This window comes from Thauera sedimentorum (genome assembly GCF_014489115.1).
Classification (GTDB): Bacteria; Pseudomonadota; Gammaproteobacteria; order Burkholderiales; family Rhodocyclaceae; genus Pseudothauera; species Pseudothauera sedimentorum.
On record NZ_JACTAH010000001.1, the window covers coordinates 737,650 to 754,329 of the forward strand.

Annotated in this window: 11 protein-coding genes; 7 read left to right on the forward strand and 4 right to left on the reverse strand. The window is 68.1% G+C overall.

Annotation, left to right across the window (positions count from 1 at the left end):
* Nucleotides 1-36: 36 nt before the first annotated feature.
* From acs to IAI53_RS03375, 7 genes are all read left to right on the forward strand, one after another.
* On the forward strand, nucleotides 37-2,007 hold the full coding sequence (gene acs / locus IAI53_RS03345; protein ID WP_187716723.1) for an acetate--CoA ligase: 1,971 nt from the start codon (nucleotides 37-39) through the stop codon (nucleotides 2,005-2,007).
* A 282-nt stretch (nucleotides 2,008-2,289) separates the two neighbouring features.
* Entirely contained in the window at nucleotides 2,290-2,487 is a 198-nt protein-coding gene (locus IAI53_RS03350) for a hypothetical protein (protein ID WP_187716724.1), read from the forward strand.
* 11 nt (nucleotides 2,488-2,498) lie between these two features.
* On the forward strand, nucleotides 2,499-5,270 hold the full coding sequence (locus IAI53_RS03355; protein WP_187716725.1) for a sensor histidine kinase: 2,772 nt from the start codon (nucleotides 2,499-2,501) through the stop codon (nucleotides 5,268-5,270).
* A 20-nt stretch (nucleotides 5,271-5,290) separates the two neighbouring features.
* Nucleotides 5,291-5,662, forward strand: a complete 372-nt coding sequence (locus IAI53_RS03360; protein ID WP_187716726.1) for a response regulator transcription factor — start codon at nucleotides 5,291-5,293, stop codon at nucleotides 5,660-5,662.
* Nucleotides 5,663-5,665: 3 nt separating this feature from the next.
* Nucleotides 5,666-7,855: an exonuclease domain-containing protein gene (locus tag IAI53_RS03365; protein WP_187716727.1), complete on the forward strand. Its 2,190-nt coding sequence runs from the start codon at nucleotides 5,666-5,668 to the stop codon at nucleotides 7,853-7,855.
* Nucleotides 7,856-7,934: 79 nt separating this feature from the next.
* Nucleotides 7,935-9,974 (forward strand): VC_2705 family sodium/solute symporter, encoded by a 2,040-nt coding sequence (locus IAI53_RS03370; RefSeq protein ID WP_187716728.1) that lies wholly within the window; start codon nucleotides 7,935-7,937, stop codon nucleotides 9,972-9,974.
* Nucleotides 9,975-9,980: 6 nt separating this feature from the next.
* Nucleotides 9,981-11,975 (forward strand): alkaline phosphatase D family protein, encoded by a 1,995-nt coding sequence (locus IAI53_RS03375; RefSeq protein ID WP_187716729.1) that lies wholly within the window; start codon nucleotides 9,981-9,983, stop codon nucleotides 11,973-11,975.
* A gap of 68 nt (nucleotides 11,976-12,043) precedes the next feature.
* On the opposite strand, the gene IAI53_RS03380 is transcribed toward IAI53_RS03375, so the two are convergent.
* From IAI53_RS03380 to IAI53_RS03395, 4 genes are all read right to left on the reverse strand, one after another.
* Nucleotides 12,044-13,714, reverse strand: coding sequence for a PepSY-associated TM helix domain-containing protein (locus IAI53_RS03380; protein ID WP_187716730.1), 1,671 nt, complete (start codon nucleotides 13,712-13,714; stop codon nucleotides 12,044-12,046).
* A gap of 11 nt (nucleotides 13,715-13,725) precedes the next feature.
* Nucleotides 13,726-14,010: a hypothetical protein gene (locus tag IAI53_RS03385; protein ID WP_187716731.1), complete on the reverse strand. Its 285-nt coding sequence runs from the start codon at nucleotides 14,008-14,010 to the stop codon at nucleotides 13,726-13,728.
* A 1-nt stretch (nucleotide 14,011) separates the two neighbouring features.
* Nucleotides 14,012-14,284, reverse strand: coding sequence for a hypothetical protein (locus IAI53_RS03390; protein ID WP_187716732.1), 273 nt, complete (start codon nucleotides 14,282-14,284; stop codon nucleotides 14,012-14,014).
* A gap of 99 nt (nucleotides 14,285-14,383) precedes the next feature.
* Entirely contained in the window at nucleotides 14,384-16,537 is a 2,154-nt protein-coding gene (locus IAI53_RS03395) for a TonB-dependent receptor (protein ID WP_187716733.1), read from the reverse strand.
* Between the last annotated feature and the right edge of the window lie 143 nt (nucleotides 16,538-16,680).

Genomic DNA, 16,680 nt, shown 5'->3' on the forward strand with positions numbered 1-16,680 from the left:
ATTCAACCTGATATTGAACGGTTAGGAGAGGAAAGCATGTCCAACGAGCAGCAAACCCGCGTGTATCACCCGTCCGAAGAAGTGGTGAAGAATGCCGCGGTCTCCGGCATGGACGCCTACCTGGCGCTGTGCAAGGAAGCCGAGCAGGACTACGAAGGCTACTGGGCCCGCCAGGCGCGCGAGCTGCTGGACTGGAAGGTGCCGTTCAACCAGGTGCTCGACGAGAGCAATGCGCCGTTCTTCAAGTGGTTCGCCGACGGCAAGCTGAACGCCTCCTACAACTGCCTGGACCGCAACGTCGAGAAGGGTCTGGGCGACAAGGTCGCCATCATCTTCGAAGCCGACGGCGGCGACGTCACCCGCGTCACCTACAAGGATCTGCTCGCCCGCGTCTGCAAGTTCGCCAACGCGCTGCGCGGCATGGGCGTCAAGAAGGGCGACCGCGTCGTCATCTACCTGCCGATGTCGATCGAAGGCATCGTCGCCATGCAGGCCTGCGCCCGTATCGGCGCCACCCACTCGGTGGTGTTCGGCGGCTTCTCCGCCCAGGCGCTGCGCGACCGCATCAGCGACACCCAGGCTTCGGTGGTGATCACCTCCGACGGCCAGTTCCGCGGCGGCAAGGCCCTGCCGCTCAAGCCGATCGCCGACGAGGCCATCTCGCTGGGCGGCTGCGAGTCGGTCAAGAACGTGGTGGTGGTCAAGCGCACCGGCGGTGATGTGACCATGGTCGCCGGTCGCGACCAGTGGTACGCCGACCTGGTGGCCAGCCAGTCCGAGACCTGCGAACCCGAGTGGGTCGAGGCCGAGCATCCGCTGTTCCTGCTCTACACCTCCGGCTCCACCGGCAAGCCCAAGGGCGTTCAGCACTCCACCGGCGGCTACCTGCTGCAGGCGGTGCTGACCATGAAGTACACCTTCGACATCAAGCCCAACGACGTCTTCTGGTGCACCGCCGACATCGGCTGGGTCACCGGCCACACCTACATCACCTACGGCCCGCTGGCCTGCGGCGCCACCGAGATCGTCTTCGAAGGCGTGCCCACCTATCCGGACGCCGGCCGCTTCTGGAAGATGATCCAGGACCACAAGGTCAGCATCTTCTACACCGCGCCGACCGCGATCCGTTCGCTGATCAAGGCCGCCGACAACAACCCGGCGGTGCATCCGAACAAGTACGACCTCACCAGCCTGCGCATCCTGGGTTCGGTGGGCGAGCCGATCAACCCGGCGGCCTGGGAGTGGTACTACGAGAACGTCGGCGGCTCGCGCTGCCCGATCGTCGATACCTTCTGGCAGACCGAGACCGGTGGCCACATGATCACCCCGCTGCCGGGCGTGACCCCGCTGGTGCCGGGCTCCTGCACGCTGCCCTTCCCGGGCATCATGGCCGCGGTGGTCGACGAGACCGGCACCGAAGTGCCCAACGGCCAGGGCGGCATCCTGGTGGTCAAGCGTCCGTGGCCGTCGATGATCCGCACCGTGTGGGGCGATGACGAGCGCTTCAAGAAGTCCTACTACCCGGACGACTTCAAGGGCAAGCTCTACCTCGCCGGCGACGGCGCCATCCGCGACAAGGACACCGGCTACTTCACCATTACCGGCCGTATCGACGACGTGCTGAACGTCTCCGGCCACCGCATGGGCACGATGGAAATCGAATCCGCCCTGGTGGCCCACGAGAAGGTGGCCGAAGCCGCCGTGGTCGGCCGTCCGGACGACGTCACCGGCGAAGCCATCGTGGCCTTCGTGGTGCTCAAGGGGCCGCGCCCCACCGGCGACGAAGCCAAGGCCGTAGTCAAGGAACTGCAGAACTGGGTCGGTCACGAGATCGGCCCCATCGCCAAGCCCAAGGACATCCGCTTTGGCGAAAACCTGCCCAAGACCCGTTCGGGCAAGATCATGCGACGCCTGCTGCGTCAGCTGGCGAAGGGTGAGGAGATTACCCAGGATACGTCGACCCTCGAGAATCCGGCGATCCTGGCGCAACTGAAGCACTCCGCCTGAGAGCGGGGTTTCCGGTGACCGGCCCGCAAGAGGCCGGCCCGGCAGAATAATGAGGCAAGCCGGCACTGCCGGCATGGGGAGGAGGAGAAAGGCGCGCCGCAAGACGCGCCTTTTTTTTCGCTGCCCGCAGCCCGTGCCCGTCCGGGCGGCTGCGGGCCGTCGCTATAATCGAATGGCCATCGGAGGGCGGCCCTGCGGCCGTCCGCCGCAGTGCCCGCAGGCGCCCGCGCGCGCCCGGGTTCGTGCTCGTTGCGGCGCAAGCCGTGGTCATGGAGGCGCACGATGCGCAGAGGGCTCGCAGGACAGCGGCTGGTGGTGGTGTTCCTCGCCGGCGTCGTGCTGTTCAACTATCCGGTGCTGATGCTCTTCGACCGGCCGGAACTGCCGTTCGGCTTCCCGCTGCTGTATGTCTTCGTCTTCGTGGTGTGGGCGGCGCTGATCGCGCTGATCGCCTGGATCGCGGAGCGCGGTACGCGCTGAAGGGAGCGAGGATGCTGTCCGGCGCCCTCATCGTCAGCGTCTCCTTCGCCTACCTGCTGCTGCTCTTCGCGGTGGCCTACTTCGGCGACCGGCGTGCCGACCAGGGCCGCTCCATCATCGCCAACCCGTGGACCTACGCGCTGTCCCTGGCGGTGTATTGCACCGCGTGGACCTATTTCGGCAGCGTCGGGCGGGCGGCCTCGGGCGGGGTGTGGTTCCTGCCCATCTACCTCGGACCCACGCTGGGTTTCGCGCTGTCCTGGCTGGTCATCCTCAAGATGATCCGCATCGCCAAGACCTACCGCATCACCTCGATCGCCGACTTCATCGCCTCGCGCTACGGCAAGAGCCACCTGCTCGGCGGGCTGGTGTCCATCATCGCGGTAATCGGCACGGTGCCCTACATCGCCCTGCAGCTGAAGGCCATCTCCAGCGGCTACGCGCTGCTGATCGGCGAGCACGACGCCGCCTACCGTGCGGTGCATGCCGGCAGCTGGCTGCAGGACAGCACGCTCTACATCGCCCTGGTGCTGGCGGTGTTCACCGTGTTTTTCGGCACCCGCCACCTGGACGCCACCGAGCGCCACGAGGGCATGGTGGCGGCGATCGCCTTCGAATCCGTGGTCAAGCTGGTTGCCTTCCTCGCCGTTGGCCTCTTCGTCACCTACGGGCTGTTCGACGGTTTCGGCGACATCTTCGCGCGCGCCTTCGCCGATGCCGACCTCGCCGGGCTGTTCACCCTGGCCGGTGCCGACCGCGGCTACGGCGGCTGGTTCGCGCTCACCCTGCTGGCCATGCTGTCGGTGATCTTCCTGCCGCGCCAGTTCCAGGTCACCGTGGTGGAGAACGTCAACGAGCAGCACCTGCGCCGCGCCACCTGGGTGTTTCCCGCCTACCTGCTGGCGATCAACATCTTCGTGCTGCCGATCGCGCTCGCCGGCCTGCTGCTGTTCGGCCAGGGCACGGTGGACCCGGACACCTTCGTGCTCACCCTGCCGCTCGCCTACGGCCAGGATTGGCTGGCGCTGCTCGCCTTCGTCGGCGGGCTGTCGGCCTCCACCGGCATGGTCATCGTGGAGACCATCGCGCTGTCCACCATGGTGTGCAACGACCTGGTGATGCCGCTGCTGCTGCGCCTGCGGCGCTTCAAGCAGGCCGCCTACCCGGACCTCACCGGCCTGCTGCTGGCCATCCGCCGCGGCGCCATCCTGGTGGTGCTGCTGCTCGGCTACCTGTACTTCCGGCTGGCGGGCGAGGCCTATGCGCTGGTGTCCATCGGCCTGATCAGCTTTGCCGCGGTGGCGCAGTTCGCCCCGGCCATGCTCGGCGGCATGTACTGGCGGGGCGGCACGCGGGACGGCGCGCTGGCCGGGCTTGCCGCAGGCTTCCTGCTGTGGGCCTACACCCTGCTGCTGCCGTCCTTCGCCAAGTCGGGCTGGCTGGACCCGGGTTTCCTGGAGCACGGGCTGTTCGGGCTCGCCTGGCTCAAGCCCGAGCAGCTCTTCGGCCTGCAGGGGCTGGACAACATCAGCCATGCGCTGTTCTGGAGCATGGTGGGCAACATCGGCTGCTACATGCTGGTGTCGGTACTGCGTTCGCCCACCGGCCAGGAGGCCAGCCAGGCGACCCTGTTCGTGGACGTGTTCCGGCGCGGCCAGGTGGCGATGCCGGCGGCTTCCTTCTGGCGCGGCGGCGCGGAGGTCTCCGACCTGCTGCCGCTGGTGGCGCGCTTCCTCGGCAACCGCCGGGCGGTGGAGGCCTTTGCCGACTATGCGCGCAGCCGCGGGGTGGAGCGGGTGGAAGACCTCAAGGCCGACGCCGGACTGGTGCATTTCGCCGAGACCCTGCTGGCCGGTGCGATCGGCAGCGCCTCGGCGCGGGTCATGGTGTCCTCGGTGGCGCAGGAGGAGCCGCTGGGCCTGGACGAGGTGATGAACATCCTCGACGAGGCCTCCCAGGTGCGGGCCTACTCGCACCAGCTGGAGGAAAAGTCGCGTGCGCTGGAGGCCGCCACCCGCGAGTTGCGCGAGGCCAACGAGCGCCTCAAGGAGCTCGACCGCCTGAAGGACGACTTCATGTCCTCGGTGACCCACGAGCTGCGCACGCCGCTGACCTCGATCCGCGCCTTCTCGGAGATGCTGCACGACGACCCGATGATCGACCTCGCCGAGCGCAAGCGCTTCCTGGGCATCATCGTCTCCGAAACCGAGCGCCTCACCCGCCTGGTGAACCAGGTGCTGGATATGGCGAAGATCGAATCGGGCCATGCCGAATGGCACAACAGCGACATCGACATGCGCGAGCTGGTGGCGCATGCGGTGAGCACCACCGCGCAGCTGTTCCGAGACCGCGGCGCCAGGGTGGAGCTGAGCCTGCCGGACGAGGTGCCGCTGCTGCGCGCCGACCACGACCGCATGGTGCAGGTCATGCTCAACCTGCTCGCCAACGCGGCCAAGTTCGTGCCGGTCGGCGAAGGGCGGGTGAGAGTGGCGCTGTCGTGCAGCGACGACGCCTTGCGGGTGGACGTGGCCGACAACGGTCCCGGCATCCCGGCGGACTTCCTGCCGGTGATCTTCGAGCGCTTCCGCCAGGGCGGCGACCAGCGCTCGCGTCCGCAGGGCACCGGCCTGGGGTTGCCGATCAGCAAGCAGATCGTCGAACACTTCGGCGGACGTCTGTGGGTGACGTCCGTGCCGGGCGAGGGTGCGACCTTTTCCTTCGTCCTGCCCTTGAACGGCGGCGGCGCGGAATCCGCAGCATCAGCGCACAATGAAATAGAATAGCGAGCGGGAGTGAGGCATAGATGACCAAAAAAATTCTGATCGTCGACGATGAGCAAAACATCGTCATTTCCCTTGAATTCCTGATGAAACGCGAAGGCTACGAAGTCTCCATCGCCAACGACGGCGAGGAGGCGGTGGCCCGCATCCGCAGCGAGCAGCCCGACCTGGTGCTGCTCGACGTGATGATGCCCAAGAAGAGCGGTTTCGAGGTCTGTCAGGAGATCAAGTCCGACCCGGCGCTCAAGATGGTGCGCATCCTGATGCTCACCGCCAAGGGGCGCGACACCGAGGTGGCCAAGGGGCTGGCGATGGGCGCCGACGCGTACATGACCAAGCCCTTCTCCACCAAGGATCTGGTGGAAAAGGTACGCACCATGCTGTCGGAGCGCTGACGCATGCCGGCACGTACCCGCTTCATCCTTGCGGTGGTCGTGCTCGGCTTGCTGATGACCGGGCCGTTCCTGCTCACCGCGGTGCTGATCTGGGCCGGCACGCAGGGCGCCGAGCGCGACACCCTGCTGCAGGTCATCGCCCCGCATCTGCCGCTGGGCACGCTGATCACCGCCTTCGGCTTCGCGCTCGGCGTGGTGGTGGTGCGCAACCTGTTCCGCCAGTACGTCAAGGGGCTGGACCGCCTGGGCGAGCAGCTGCGCCTGATGCTCAGCGCCAACCGTGACTTCCGCGTCAAGCCGTCCGGCCCGCCGGAAGTGCGCGCCGTGGTCAGCGTGGCCAATGAACTGGCCCAGCAGCGCGACGAGATGATGGACGACATCGAGGCGCAGATCGCCCGTGCCAAGAGCCGCGTCGAGGAAGAGAAGAACCGCCTTGCCGCGCTGATGTCCGAGCTCACCCAGAGCGTGGTGGTGTGCAATCTCGACGGCCGCATCCTGCTCTACAACCACCGCGCGCGCGCGCAGTTCCGTGCGCTGTCCGAAGCGCCCGGGGTGGCCGGCGGCGGCGAGCTGATCGGCCTCGGGCGGTCGATCTACACCGTGTTCGAGCGCAACCTGATCACCCACGCGCTGGAGACCATCCGCCAGCGCCTGCTGCGCAAGGCGGTGCAGCCGGTGGCCAACTTCGTCACCACCACCCGCAGCGGCCAGCTGATCCGGGTGCAGATGTCGCCGGTGCTCACCAACCCGCAGGCGGGCGAGGGCGGCGCGGAGGACGAGAACGGCGAACGCGCGGTCACCGGCTTCATCCTGCTGCTGGACAACATCACCCGCGACTTCGAGAGCGAGTCGCGCCGCGACCAGATGGTGCACACCCTCACCGAGGGCAACCGCGCCTCGCTGGCCAACGTGCGCGCGGCGGCCGAGATGCTGGACTACCCCGACCTGCAGGGCGAACTGCGCGAGCGCTTCCGCAAGGTGATCCGCGACGAGGTGCAGGCCATGAGCGCCCGCCTGGACGATGCGGCCAGCGAGTTCGCCGACACGCTCAAGTCGCGCTGGCCGCTGGAGGACATGCTCGGCGCCGACCTGATCTCCGCCGCCCAGCGCCGCATCGAGAGCGTGGTGGGACTGCCGACCAAGGTGGAGGAAGTCGACGAGACGCTGTGGATCAAGGTGGACAGCTTCTCGCTGCTGCAGGCGCTCACCTATCTCGCCAGCCGCCTGTCCGACGAGTTCGAGGTGCGCGAGGTGCGCTTCCGGCTGAGCGGTTCCGGCCGCCTGGTGCACCTGGACCTGATCTGGTCCGGCCAGGCGATGAGCACCGAGACGGTGATGAGCTGGGAGCTGGAGCCGATGCGCTTTGCCGGCGAGAACAGCCCGCTGGCGGTGCGCGACGTCATCGACCGCCACGGCGGTGAGATGTGGCTGGAGCGCGAGAAGGTGCGCCACCGCGCCTTCTTCCGCATCCTGCTGCCGGCCGCGGTGCCGCAGGAGGCGCCCGAGCTGGGCGAGCCGCTGCGCCCCGAGAGCCGCCCCGAGTACTACGACTTCGACCTGTTCTCCTGGTCGGAGCGCGCCCATGCGCTGGACGACTGCCTGCTCACCGAGCTGGCCTACACGGTGTTCGACACCGAGACCACCGGGCTCAACCCCTCCGAGGGCGACGAGATCGTGCAGATCGGCGCCACCCGCGTGCTCAACGGCAAGCTGCTGCGCCAGGAGTCCTTCGAGCAGTTGATCGATCCGCGTCGCCACATGCCGCGCCAGGCGGTGGAGATCACCGGCATCACGCCCGACATGCTGCGCGGCCAGCCGGCCGTCGAGAAGGTGTTGCCGGCCTTCCATGCCTTCTCGGCGGACACCGTGCTGGTGGCGCACAACGCCGCCTTCGACATGCGCTTCTTGCAGCTGAAGGAGGAGGCCACCGGCCTGCGTTTCGACCAGCCGGTGCTCGACACCCTGCTGCTCTCCGCGGTGGTGCACCCCAACCAGGAATCGCACAGCCTGGATGCCATCGCCCAGCGTTTCGGCCTGACCAACGACGGCCGCCACACCGCGCTGGCCGATGCGGTGGTGACCGCTGAGGTTTTGATCAAGCTCATCCCGCTGCTCGCCGAACGCGGCATCCGCACCCTGCGCGAGGCGCGCGAGGCGGCGGAAAAGACCTTCTATGCGAGGCTGAAGTACTGATGCGCCTGCCGGGCCGCGGCACAGGCAGGCGCCTGCAGGCGCGCGCGGGCGCCTGCGCCGCCGTTTGCAGCGGGGCGCGATGAAGGGCGGCTCGCAGTTTTCCCACCAGCTGCGGCGCTACTACGCCTGGTATACCGGCAGCTTCCTGCTGTTCATCGGCCTGCTCGCGGTGGGCGAGTACCTGGGCATGTCCCAGGCGGCCATCGGCCACGTCTTCCTGTTCGCCACCATCCTCATCTACGCCGGCATCGGCGTGATGAGCCGCACCTCCGACGTGTCCGAGTACTACGTGGCCGGGCGCCGCGTGCCGGCGCTGTTCAACGGCATGGCCACCGCCGCCGACTGGATGAGTGCGGCTTCCTTCATCGGCCTGGCGGGCACGCTGTACTTTGCCGGCTTCGAGGGCCTGGCCTTCGTCACCGGATGGACCGGCGGCTTCGTGCTGGTGGCGCTGCTGCTCGCGCCCTACCTGCGCAAGTTCGGCCAATACACCATCCCCGACTTCCTCGGCGAGCGCTACCAGGGCAACTTCGCCCGCCTGGTGGGGCTGGCGGCGGCGGTGCTGGCGAGCTTCGTGTATCTGGTGGCGCAGATCTACGGCGTCGGCCTGGTGGTCAGCCGCTTCGTCAGCGTGGAGTTCGAGATCGGCCTGTTCATCGGCCTGGCCGGCATCCTGGTGTGCTCCTTCCTCGGCGGCATGCGTGCGGTGACCTGGACCCAGGTGGCGCAGTACGTGATCCTGATCATCGCCTACCTGGTGCCGGTGGTGATCCTGTCCTACAAGGTCACCGGCATCCCGGTGCCGCAGGCGGTGTACGGCACGGTGCTGAGCAAGATCAGCGAGCGCGAGGACGAACTGCTGGTCGAGCCGAGCGAGGTCGAGGTCCGCCGCCAGTACGGCCACCGCGCGGCCGACTACGCGCGCAAGATCGAGGAACTGCCGCTGTCGCTGGATGCCGAGCGCGCCGCGCTGATCGAGCGCCTCAACGAGCAGCGCCTGGAGAACGCCGCAGCGCGCGACATCGCCCATACCGAGCGCATGCTGCGCGACCTGCCGCGCACCGAGGAAGAAGCCCGCGAGCGCTGGGCGCGCGACCGCGCCGAGGCGCTGGAGCGCGCCCGTCCGCCGCCGCGCCACTCGCAGGCGCATCCGGGCGACACCCCGGAAGCCTCCGACATCGCACGCAACAACTTCATCGCCCTGGTCTTCGTGCTCATGGTCGGCACCGCCGCGCTGCCGCACATCCTGATGCGCTACTACACCACGCCCGGCGTGGTGGAGGCGCGCCGCTCGGTGTTCTGGGCGCTGTTCTTCATCTTCCTGCTCTACGTCACCGCGCCGGCCTACGCGGTGTTCGCCAAGTGGGAGGTGTACAGCAACCTGGTCGGCTCCAGTCTCAACGAACTGCCCAACTGGGTGGCCTCCTGGGGCAAGGTCGGCCTGGTCGCCATCGAGGATCTCAACGGCGACGGCATCCTGCAGCTCGCCGAGCTCACCATCAACACCGACGTCATCGTGCTCGCCACCCCGGAGATCGCCGGGCTGCCCTACGTGGTGGCCGGCCTGGTGGCCGCGGGCGGGCTGGCTGCCGCGCTGTCCACCGCCGACGGCCTGCTGCTCACCATCTCCAACGCGCTGTCGCACGACTTCTACTACAAGGTCGTCAATCCCAAGGCGTCCACCCACCGCCGCCTGGTGATCTCCAAGTCGCAGCTGCTGGTGGTGGCGGTGGTCGCCGCTTGGGTCGCCTCGCTGCGCCCGGACAACATCCTGTTCATGGTCGGCCTCGCGTTCTCCATCGCCGCCGCCGCCTTCTTCCCCGCGCTGGTGCTGGGCATCTTCTGGAAGCGCGCCAACCGCCCGGGGGCAGTGGCCGGCATGCTGGCGGGACTGGGCGTCACGCTGTACTACGTGACCATCACCCACGGCTTCTTCGGCGGTTCCATGGACAACGCCTGGTTCGGCATCAACCCGATCGCCGCTGGCGCCTTCGGCGTACCGCTCGGCTTCCTCACCATCGTGCTGGTCAGCCTGCTCACCCCGGAACCGCCGCAGGAGATCCAGGACCTGGTCGATTTCGTGCGCTACCCGCAACTGCCGGGGGGCGAGGGGCACTAGGGCGTGATGGGTGACGCCTCATCGCTTCCCTGGGTGCTCGCCGGCCCGGTGCTGCGGCGGTGCACGCCGCAAGGCTGGACCTGCTGGCTGGCGCTGAGCCGGCCGGCGCGGGTACGCGTGCGCATCGCCCCGGAAGGCGGCGCTGCCCATGAATGGGTGCTGGCACCCGGGGAGGCCGGTTGCCGCCTGCTGAGCGCTGGGGCACATCTCCACTATCTGCTGATCGACCTTCGCTTCGACACGCCCTTGCCCGAGGATTGCTGGATCGGCTACTCGCTGGCCCTGCAGCCGCCGGCCGCCGCCGACGAGGCCTGGCTCGAGTGCGCGGACTGGGCGCCGGGGCTGTGTTACCCCGGCAGGCAGACGCCCGGTTTCGTCCTGCCCGCACGCATCCGCAGCCTGCTGCACGGGTCCTGCCGCAAGCCGCAGCACCCCGGCGGCGATGGGCTGGTCGAGGCCGACCGCATGCTCGAGAAGCTCGTTGCGCAGGATGCCTGGCGGGTGGCGCAGGCGCCCGCCAGCGAGCCGCCGCAGCCACTGCCGGCGTGGCCGTCCGTGCTGATGATGAGCGGCGACCAGGTCTATGCCGACGACGTGGCCGGGCCGATGCTGCATGCGATCCACCAGGTGATCGCCCGGCTCGGCCTGCCGGACGAGCCACTGGCCGGCGGGGAAGTGCATGGCGTGGACAGCGCACGCGCGCTGTACCGTCATCCTGCCTGCTTCTATCGTCGCGAGACCCTGTTGCCGCGTCATCCGCGCAACTACGCGCTGATCGAAGTGCTGTTCGGCGGGGTCGAGAAGCCGGTGTTCACCAGCGACAGCGCGCACAACCACCTGATCACGCTCGGCGAGGTGCTGGGCATGTACCTGCTGGTGTGGTCGCCGGCCCTGTGGCCGCAGCTGTGCCTCGATCCCCCGCCCGGACTGGATCAGAACGCCCTGGCGCTCTACCGGACTGAGCGCGAGGCGGTCGAGGAGTTTGCCGCCGGCCTGCCCGCGGTCCGCCGCCTGCTCGCCCATCTGCCCACCGCGATGATCTTCGACGATCACGATGTCACCGACGACTGGAACCTGAGCCGGGAGTGGGAGGAGGTGGCCTACGGGCATCCGTTCTCGCGGCGGGTCATCGGCAACGCGGTGTTCGGCTACCTGATCAACCAGGCCTGGGGCAACAACCCGGAGGTCTTCGACGCGCTGCTGCTCGACGAGGTCCAGCGCAGTCTCGCCGCCCCCGGGACGGCGGAGCACGATGCGCTGATCGACCGCCTGATACGCTTCGACCGCTGGCACTACAGTTGGCCGACCGAGCCGCCGCTGGTGGTGGTCGACAGCCGCACCCACCGTTGGCGTTCGGAGTCCGCCGCCCGCCAGCCTTCAGGCCTGATGGACTGGGAAGCCCTGACCGATCTGCAGCACACGCTGAAGGGGCTGCCGGCGGTGCTGCTGGTGTCGCCAACGCCGGTCTTCGGCGTGAAACTCATCGAATCCATCCAGCGGGTGTTCTCCTGGTTCGGCCAGTCCCTGATGGTGGACGCCGAGAACTGGATGGCCCACCCGGGGGCCGGCCACGCGATCCTCAACATCTTCCGCCATCCCAAGACGCCGCAGCACTTCGTCGTGCTGTCGGGCGATGTGCATTACTCCTTCGTCTATGACGTGGAACTGCGTGGCCGGGTGCGCGGCCCGGACATCTGGCAGATCTCCAGCAGCGGGCTGCGCAACACCTTCCCGCCCCGCCTGCTCGACGTGCTCGACCGCGCCAATCGCTGGCTGTACTCGCCCCGCTCGCCGCTCAACTGGCTGACGCGGCGGCGCCACATGCGGGTGATTCCCCGCAAGCCGGAGGGCACCCCGCACGGCCGCCGGCTGCTCAACGGCAGCGGCATCGGCCTGGTCGAACTCGACGCGCAAGGCGTTCCCTGGCGCATCCGTCAGTGGCTCTGCGACGGGGAAGCGGTGAGTTTTTCCCGCCGCGAAGACGAGTCGCGCTGGGACTGAGTTGCCGGGCTACTACACGGTGATCAGTGTCATCCGACGCAATCCCTGAGTCGTGTTGGCGGGCGGCATCAGCCCCGCTCGCAGACCGGGCTGGCATCTACCGTCTCCCCGCCCACCTCCCGTGCGGCTGACGTGCGTACCGACCACACGCTGTCCGGCACGCCTTCGCGGACGCGGCGCGTGGTCGCCCTTGCCATCCAGGCGAAGGCGAGGGCGCCGCATGCTGCGGTCGCGTCGACCCCCAGCGTTGCGGGCGAGGTGTGAGCCCACATCCCGAGCGCGGGGAAGAGCCAGGCGATCAGCGTGGTGAGCGGAATGGCGAGCGTGAATGCCGCGGCCGTCCACAGCAGATGCACCGAGGCCCGCGCGCCGCCGCGTGCGAAGGCCCAGGCTATCGCGCCGAAGAAGGCCGCGTAGTAGGCGAGTTGGTGCCAGAGATAGAGGTCTGCCACCTGAGCGTGCAGCCATTTGCCGGTGACGATGGTCAGCGAGATGCCGCACACCGATCCCAGGCAGACGCCGACGGTGGCAGCGGCCATCAGGCGGGTATCGAGGCGCTGCACCGGTAGCCCGGCGCCGTCGCGCGCTGCCTTGCGGCGGCGGGTCTCGATCCACAGCAGGTTGCCGCTGTAGAACAGCCAGGCGCCGGCCAGGCCGAGCAGGAAGTACATCCACTGCACTTGGGTGCCGCCGAAGGCAGCCATGTGCAGCGCGAAGAAGCTGCTGACGAGGAGGTTGGGCGTGTTCTGGTGGCCAGGCAGGAAGTCGCTGGTGATCAGCTTGCCGCTGTACGGGTCGACCACCGCAAACCCGCCGCGCGCGCGTGGCGAGACCGCCGCGGCATCCTTGCCCCATACGCGCACCGCGGCGCGCGGCCCGGTGACGTGCTGGTACTGCAGTATGGTGGGCTCGAAACCGGGGGAGATCTCGCGGACGCTGGCGAGCAGTTCGGTCGGCGTCAGCATGGCTGCGGGGTCACGCGCCGGGGCGGCGCCGGGTGCGGCGCGCGGTCCCTGGAAGGCGGCGGTGAGCTTGCCGTCGTGGAGCATCCTGTCCTGCAGGAAGTAGATCCCGTCGTGGAAGGCGAAGATTACTGCCGTCAATGCCATGACGATGTGGAAGGGCAGACTGACGATGCCCACCACGTTGTGCGCGTCCAGCCACATGCGCTTGAGGTTGCGCCCGATCCGCAGGGCGAAGAAGTCCTTGACCAGCGAGGGCAGCAGCACGATGACGCCCGAAACCAGGGCGAGCGCGTAGAGGGCGGAGACGACGCCCATGACCCAGCGGTTCGGATCGCTGTCCACCGGCAGGCCCACCACCCGGTGCAGCACGTCGATGAAGTAGGCCAGCTGGGAGGGCTGCGACTCCTCGACATGCGCCTTGCCTTGCGCGTCCAGCGTGGCGACGTAGTGGCGGTCCGCGGTCTCGTCATGGTCGTCGGCGTCCGGGTCGCGCACCTGCCAGCCCATGCGCGCGGGGACGTTCTCGGCGTCGTGCAGGTGGATGGTGAAGTCCCTGGCTGCCTCGGGGTTCGCGTCCAGGGTGCGGAGGATGAGCGTCTGTGCCTCGGCGAGCGGCACCACGGCCTGCGCAATCGGTGGCGAGGCCCAGCGTGCGAGCGGGCCCTTGAACACCGTCAGGGCGCCCGCGTAGAAGGCGATGAACAGCGCCATGCCGGTGAGGATGCCGGTCCAGGTGTGTACCGACTTGTAGATGCGGATGATGTCGGATCGCATGGCGGCCGCCCTCAGGATTGGATCAGGCGCAGCGCGCCGAAGGTCAGCAGGTTGGCGCCGCCCAGCCACAGCCAGGCGCGCAGGCCGCTGGTGAAGAAGTACACGCAGGACAGCGTGCCCAGCCAGACCGGCGCCACCATCCACATGGCCAGCTGTCCCTTGATCGACAGGGCCATCTCCGGATTCAGGCGGACGAAGAGGCCGCTGCAGCCCAGCGCCAGCGAGAAGCCCAGCAAGGCGCCGGCAAGGGTCTTGGAGATCCAGTCGCGGCGGATCGGTGGCGATTTCGTGCTCATCCTAAGATCTCCGCCGCAGTGAGATCAGCGCGCCGGCATAGGGCAGGAGGGTGAAGGCGAGCATCAGCAAGGTGAGGAAGACGAAGGCGGCGGTGGTGGCCTGCATGACCTGCCCGAAGGCGATCAGGCAGACCACCAGCAAGCCGGCACCCGTCGCGCGCGCCGGGCCGGCGCGCCATGGCGTGCTGCGCCAGCGCTGGTTGGGCGATGCCAGGTAGATGCTCGAACAACCCGCCAGTGCGGATGCGAGCGCCAGGAGGAGGTAAGCGTTCATGTCGGGAAGCGGTCCGGGGGCGTTCCGGCAGCGGCGGCCGGTGGTCGATGGGACGGTGCGTTCTTCCCGGCAGCGGCTGCACTGCCGGGAGGGTGGGGTTCAGAAGTCGACGCTGACCGAGGCCTGTACCGTGCGTCCCTGGGCCAGGGTGGCCCGCGGTTCGGCAAAGCTGCCCGACCAGTAATGGCGGTCGAACAGGTTGTTGACGTTCAGGCGCAGGACCGTCCTGTACGCTGCCACGCGCGTCTCGTAGCGTGCGCCGATGTCGACCTGGCTCCAGCCGGGAATCTCGTAGGTGTTGGCATTGTTCAGATACTGGCTGGAGGTGGCGATCACACGGCCGTTCAGGCTCAGGCCGGCCAGCGGCGTATCCCATTCCGCGCCGAGATTGCCTTGCCAGCGCGGCACACCGAAGAGCTCGTTGCCTTCGTTCACGCCGCCCGCAGCCTTGGTCAGCTCGCCCTTGTTGTAGGCGATGCCGCCCAGCACGCGGATGGTGGGCGTGAGTGCGCCGAAGGTGCTCCATTCCACGCCTCGCACGCGGGATTCGCCGTTGTCGGAGGCGATGCGGTCCGGTGCGGTGCCGCTGGTGATCAGCGCCGGCTTGGCGATCTGGAACAGGCTGATGGTGTTGGTGAAGCTGCCGGTGTTCCACTTCACGCCCAACTCGGTCTGCTTGGTCTTGTAGGGCTTGAAGGTCTGGTCTTCGGCGTAGCCGCCGGCCACCGTCACGCTGTCGCCCTGGCTCAGGCCTTCGACGTAGTTGGCGTAGAGCGAAACATCATCGCCCCAGGGCTTGATCACCACGCCTGCGGCAGGGGTGAGCGCCTGCTCGTCGTAGTCGGCCGTAAGCGCACCGGCGGCGTTGTAGGTGGTCTGCCGGACGCGCTGCTGGCGCAGGCCCAGGGTCAGGCGCACCGCGTCCTGCGCGAAGGACAGCGTATCCACCAGCGCCAGGCTGGACAGGGTGGTGTCGTTGAGCCGGGGGAGGCGTCCGTTCGGCGTGGCCGGCACGGTCGGCAGCGCCGGGTTGTAGATGTTGCTCGGCTGCATTCCGGTCACCGCGGAGAGATAGCCGGACTCCAGCTCCAGCCGGGTGGCCTGCAGCACCAACTCGTGAACCACGGCGCCGGTCTCGAAGTTCATCCGCGCGCCGACGTCGGCACTCCGGCTGTCCTCGTAGCCCACCTGGGCGACCCCCCGGACTTGGGCGCTGCCGTCGGGCTGAACGTTGTGCGCGTGGGTGCCGTTGATCCAGCCGGAGTAGTCGTAGTTCCTCACGCCGAAGCCGGCGAAGGCTGACAATCTGCTGCTGAAGGCATATTCGGCGCGCGCGATCACCGCCTGGCTCTCCAGGTCACCGGCTGCGGATCTCAGGAAGTTGGTACTGGGGTCGGGTGCGGAGGGAACGTCGGGATTGGCGAAGCCGTACATCGCCGGTGCGCCCCCGTCGAAGGAGAGATCGCTGCTGTACACGTCCAGCGAGGCGGTCAGGTACGCGCCGCGGTAATCCAGCGCGGCGGAGAGGAATTTGCGCTTCTTGTCCTGCCCGTCGAGTTCGGTCTCGCCGTCGCCATATGAACCGTTGACCCGCAGGCCGACGGACTTGTCGGCCCCGAAGCGGCGTCCCACGTCCACGCTGGCTTCGGCCTGGCTGTCGGTCCGGTAGCCCATGGTCACGCGGGTCAGCGGTTTGTCCCCGGCACGCTTCGGCACCAGGTTGATCACGCCGCCGATGCCGCCGCTGGGCGACATGCCTGTGAACATGGCGCTCGGCCCCTTGAGCACTTCGACACGCTCGACGAACTCCAGGGTGGAACTGCCGAGCGGCGCGAGCCCGTACATCCCGTCGATCGCCAGGTCCGATCCGTGCACGTCGAAGCCACGCATGCGGAAGTTCTCGAAGGCGTGCGCGCCCGAGGTGGTGAAGCGCACCGAGGGATCGTTGTTCAGCACGTCGGCCACCGTCCGGGCCTGCTGGTTCTCGATCAGTTCGGCGGTGTAAGCGGTGATGTTGAAGGGCGTATCCATGACGCCCTGGTTGCCGAGCAGGCCGAGACGGGCGCCGCGGGCGACCTGTCCGCCGGCATAGGGAGCCGGCAGGTTCGCGGACGATTCCGCGCTGGCACTGACCTCGATCGGCGACAGGGTTGTCTCGGCCTGGCTCCCGGCGCTCGAACTCGCCTGGGCCCACACCAACTGGGGCAACGCAACAATACTCAATGCCAGCGCGACAGGCGTCATTCGCAGCATCGTGATTCTCCTTGCAGGTTTACACGGGCTGGCGGCGGCTGGCTGGTGCGTTTATGGTTTTCCGGGTGGTATGCGCAGACCGTCGGCTTCGGCGCGAAACGGGAGGAAGGCGTTGCCGGCGGCTGAGGGCGAATTGTAAATGC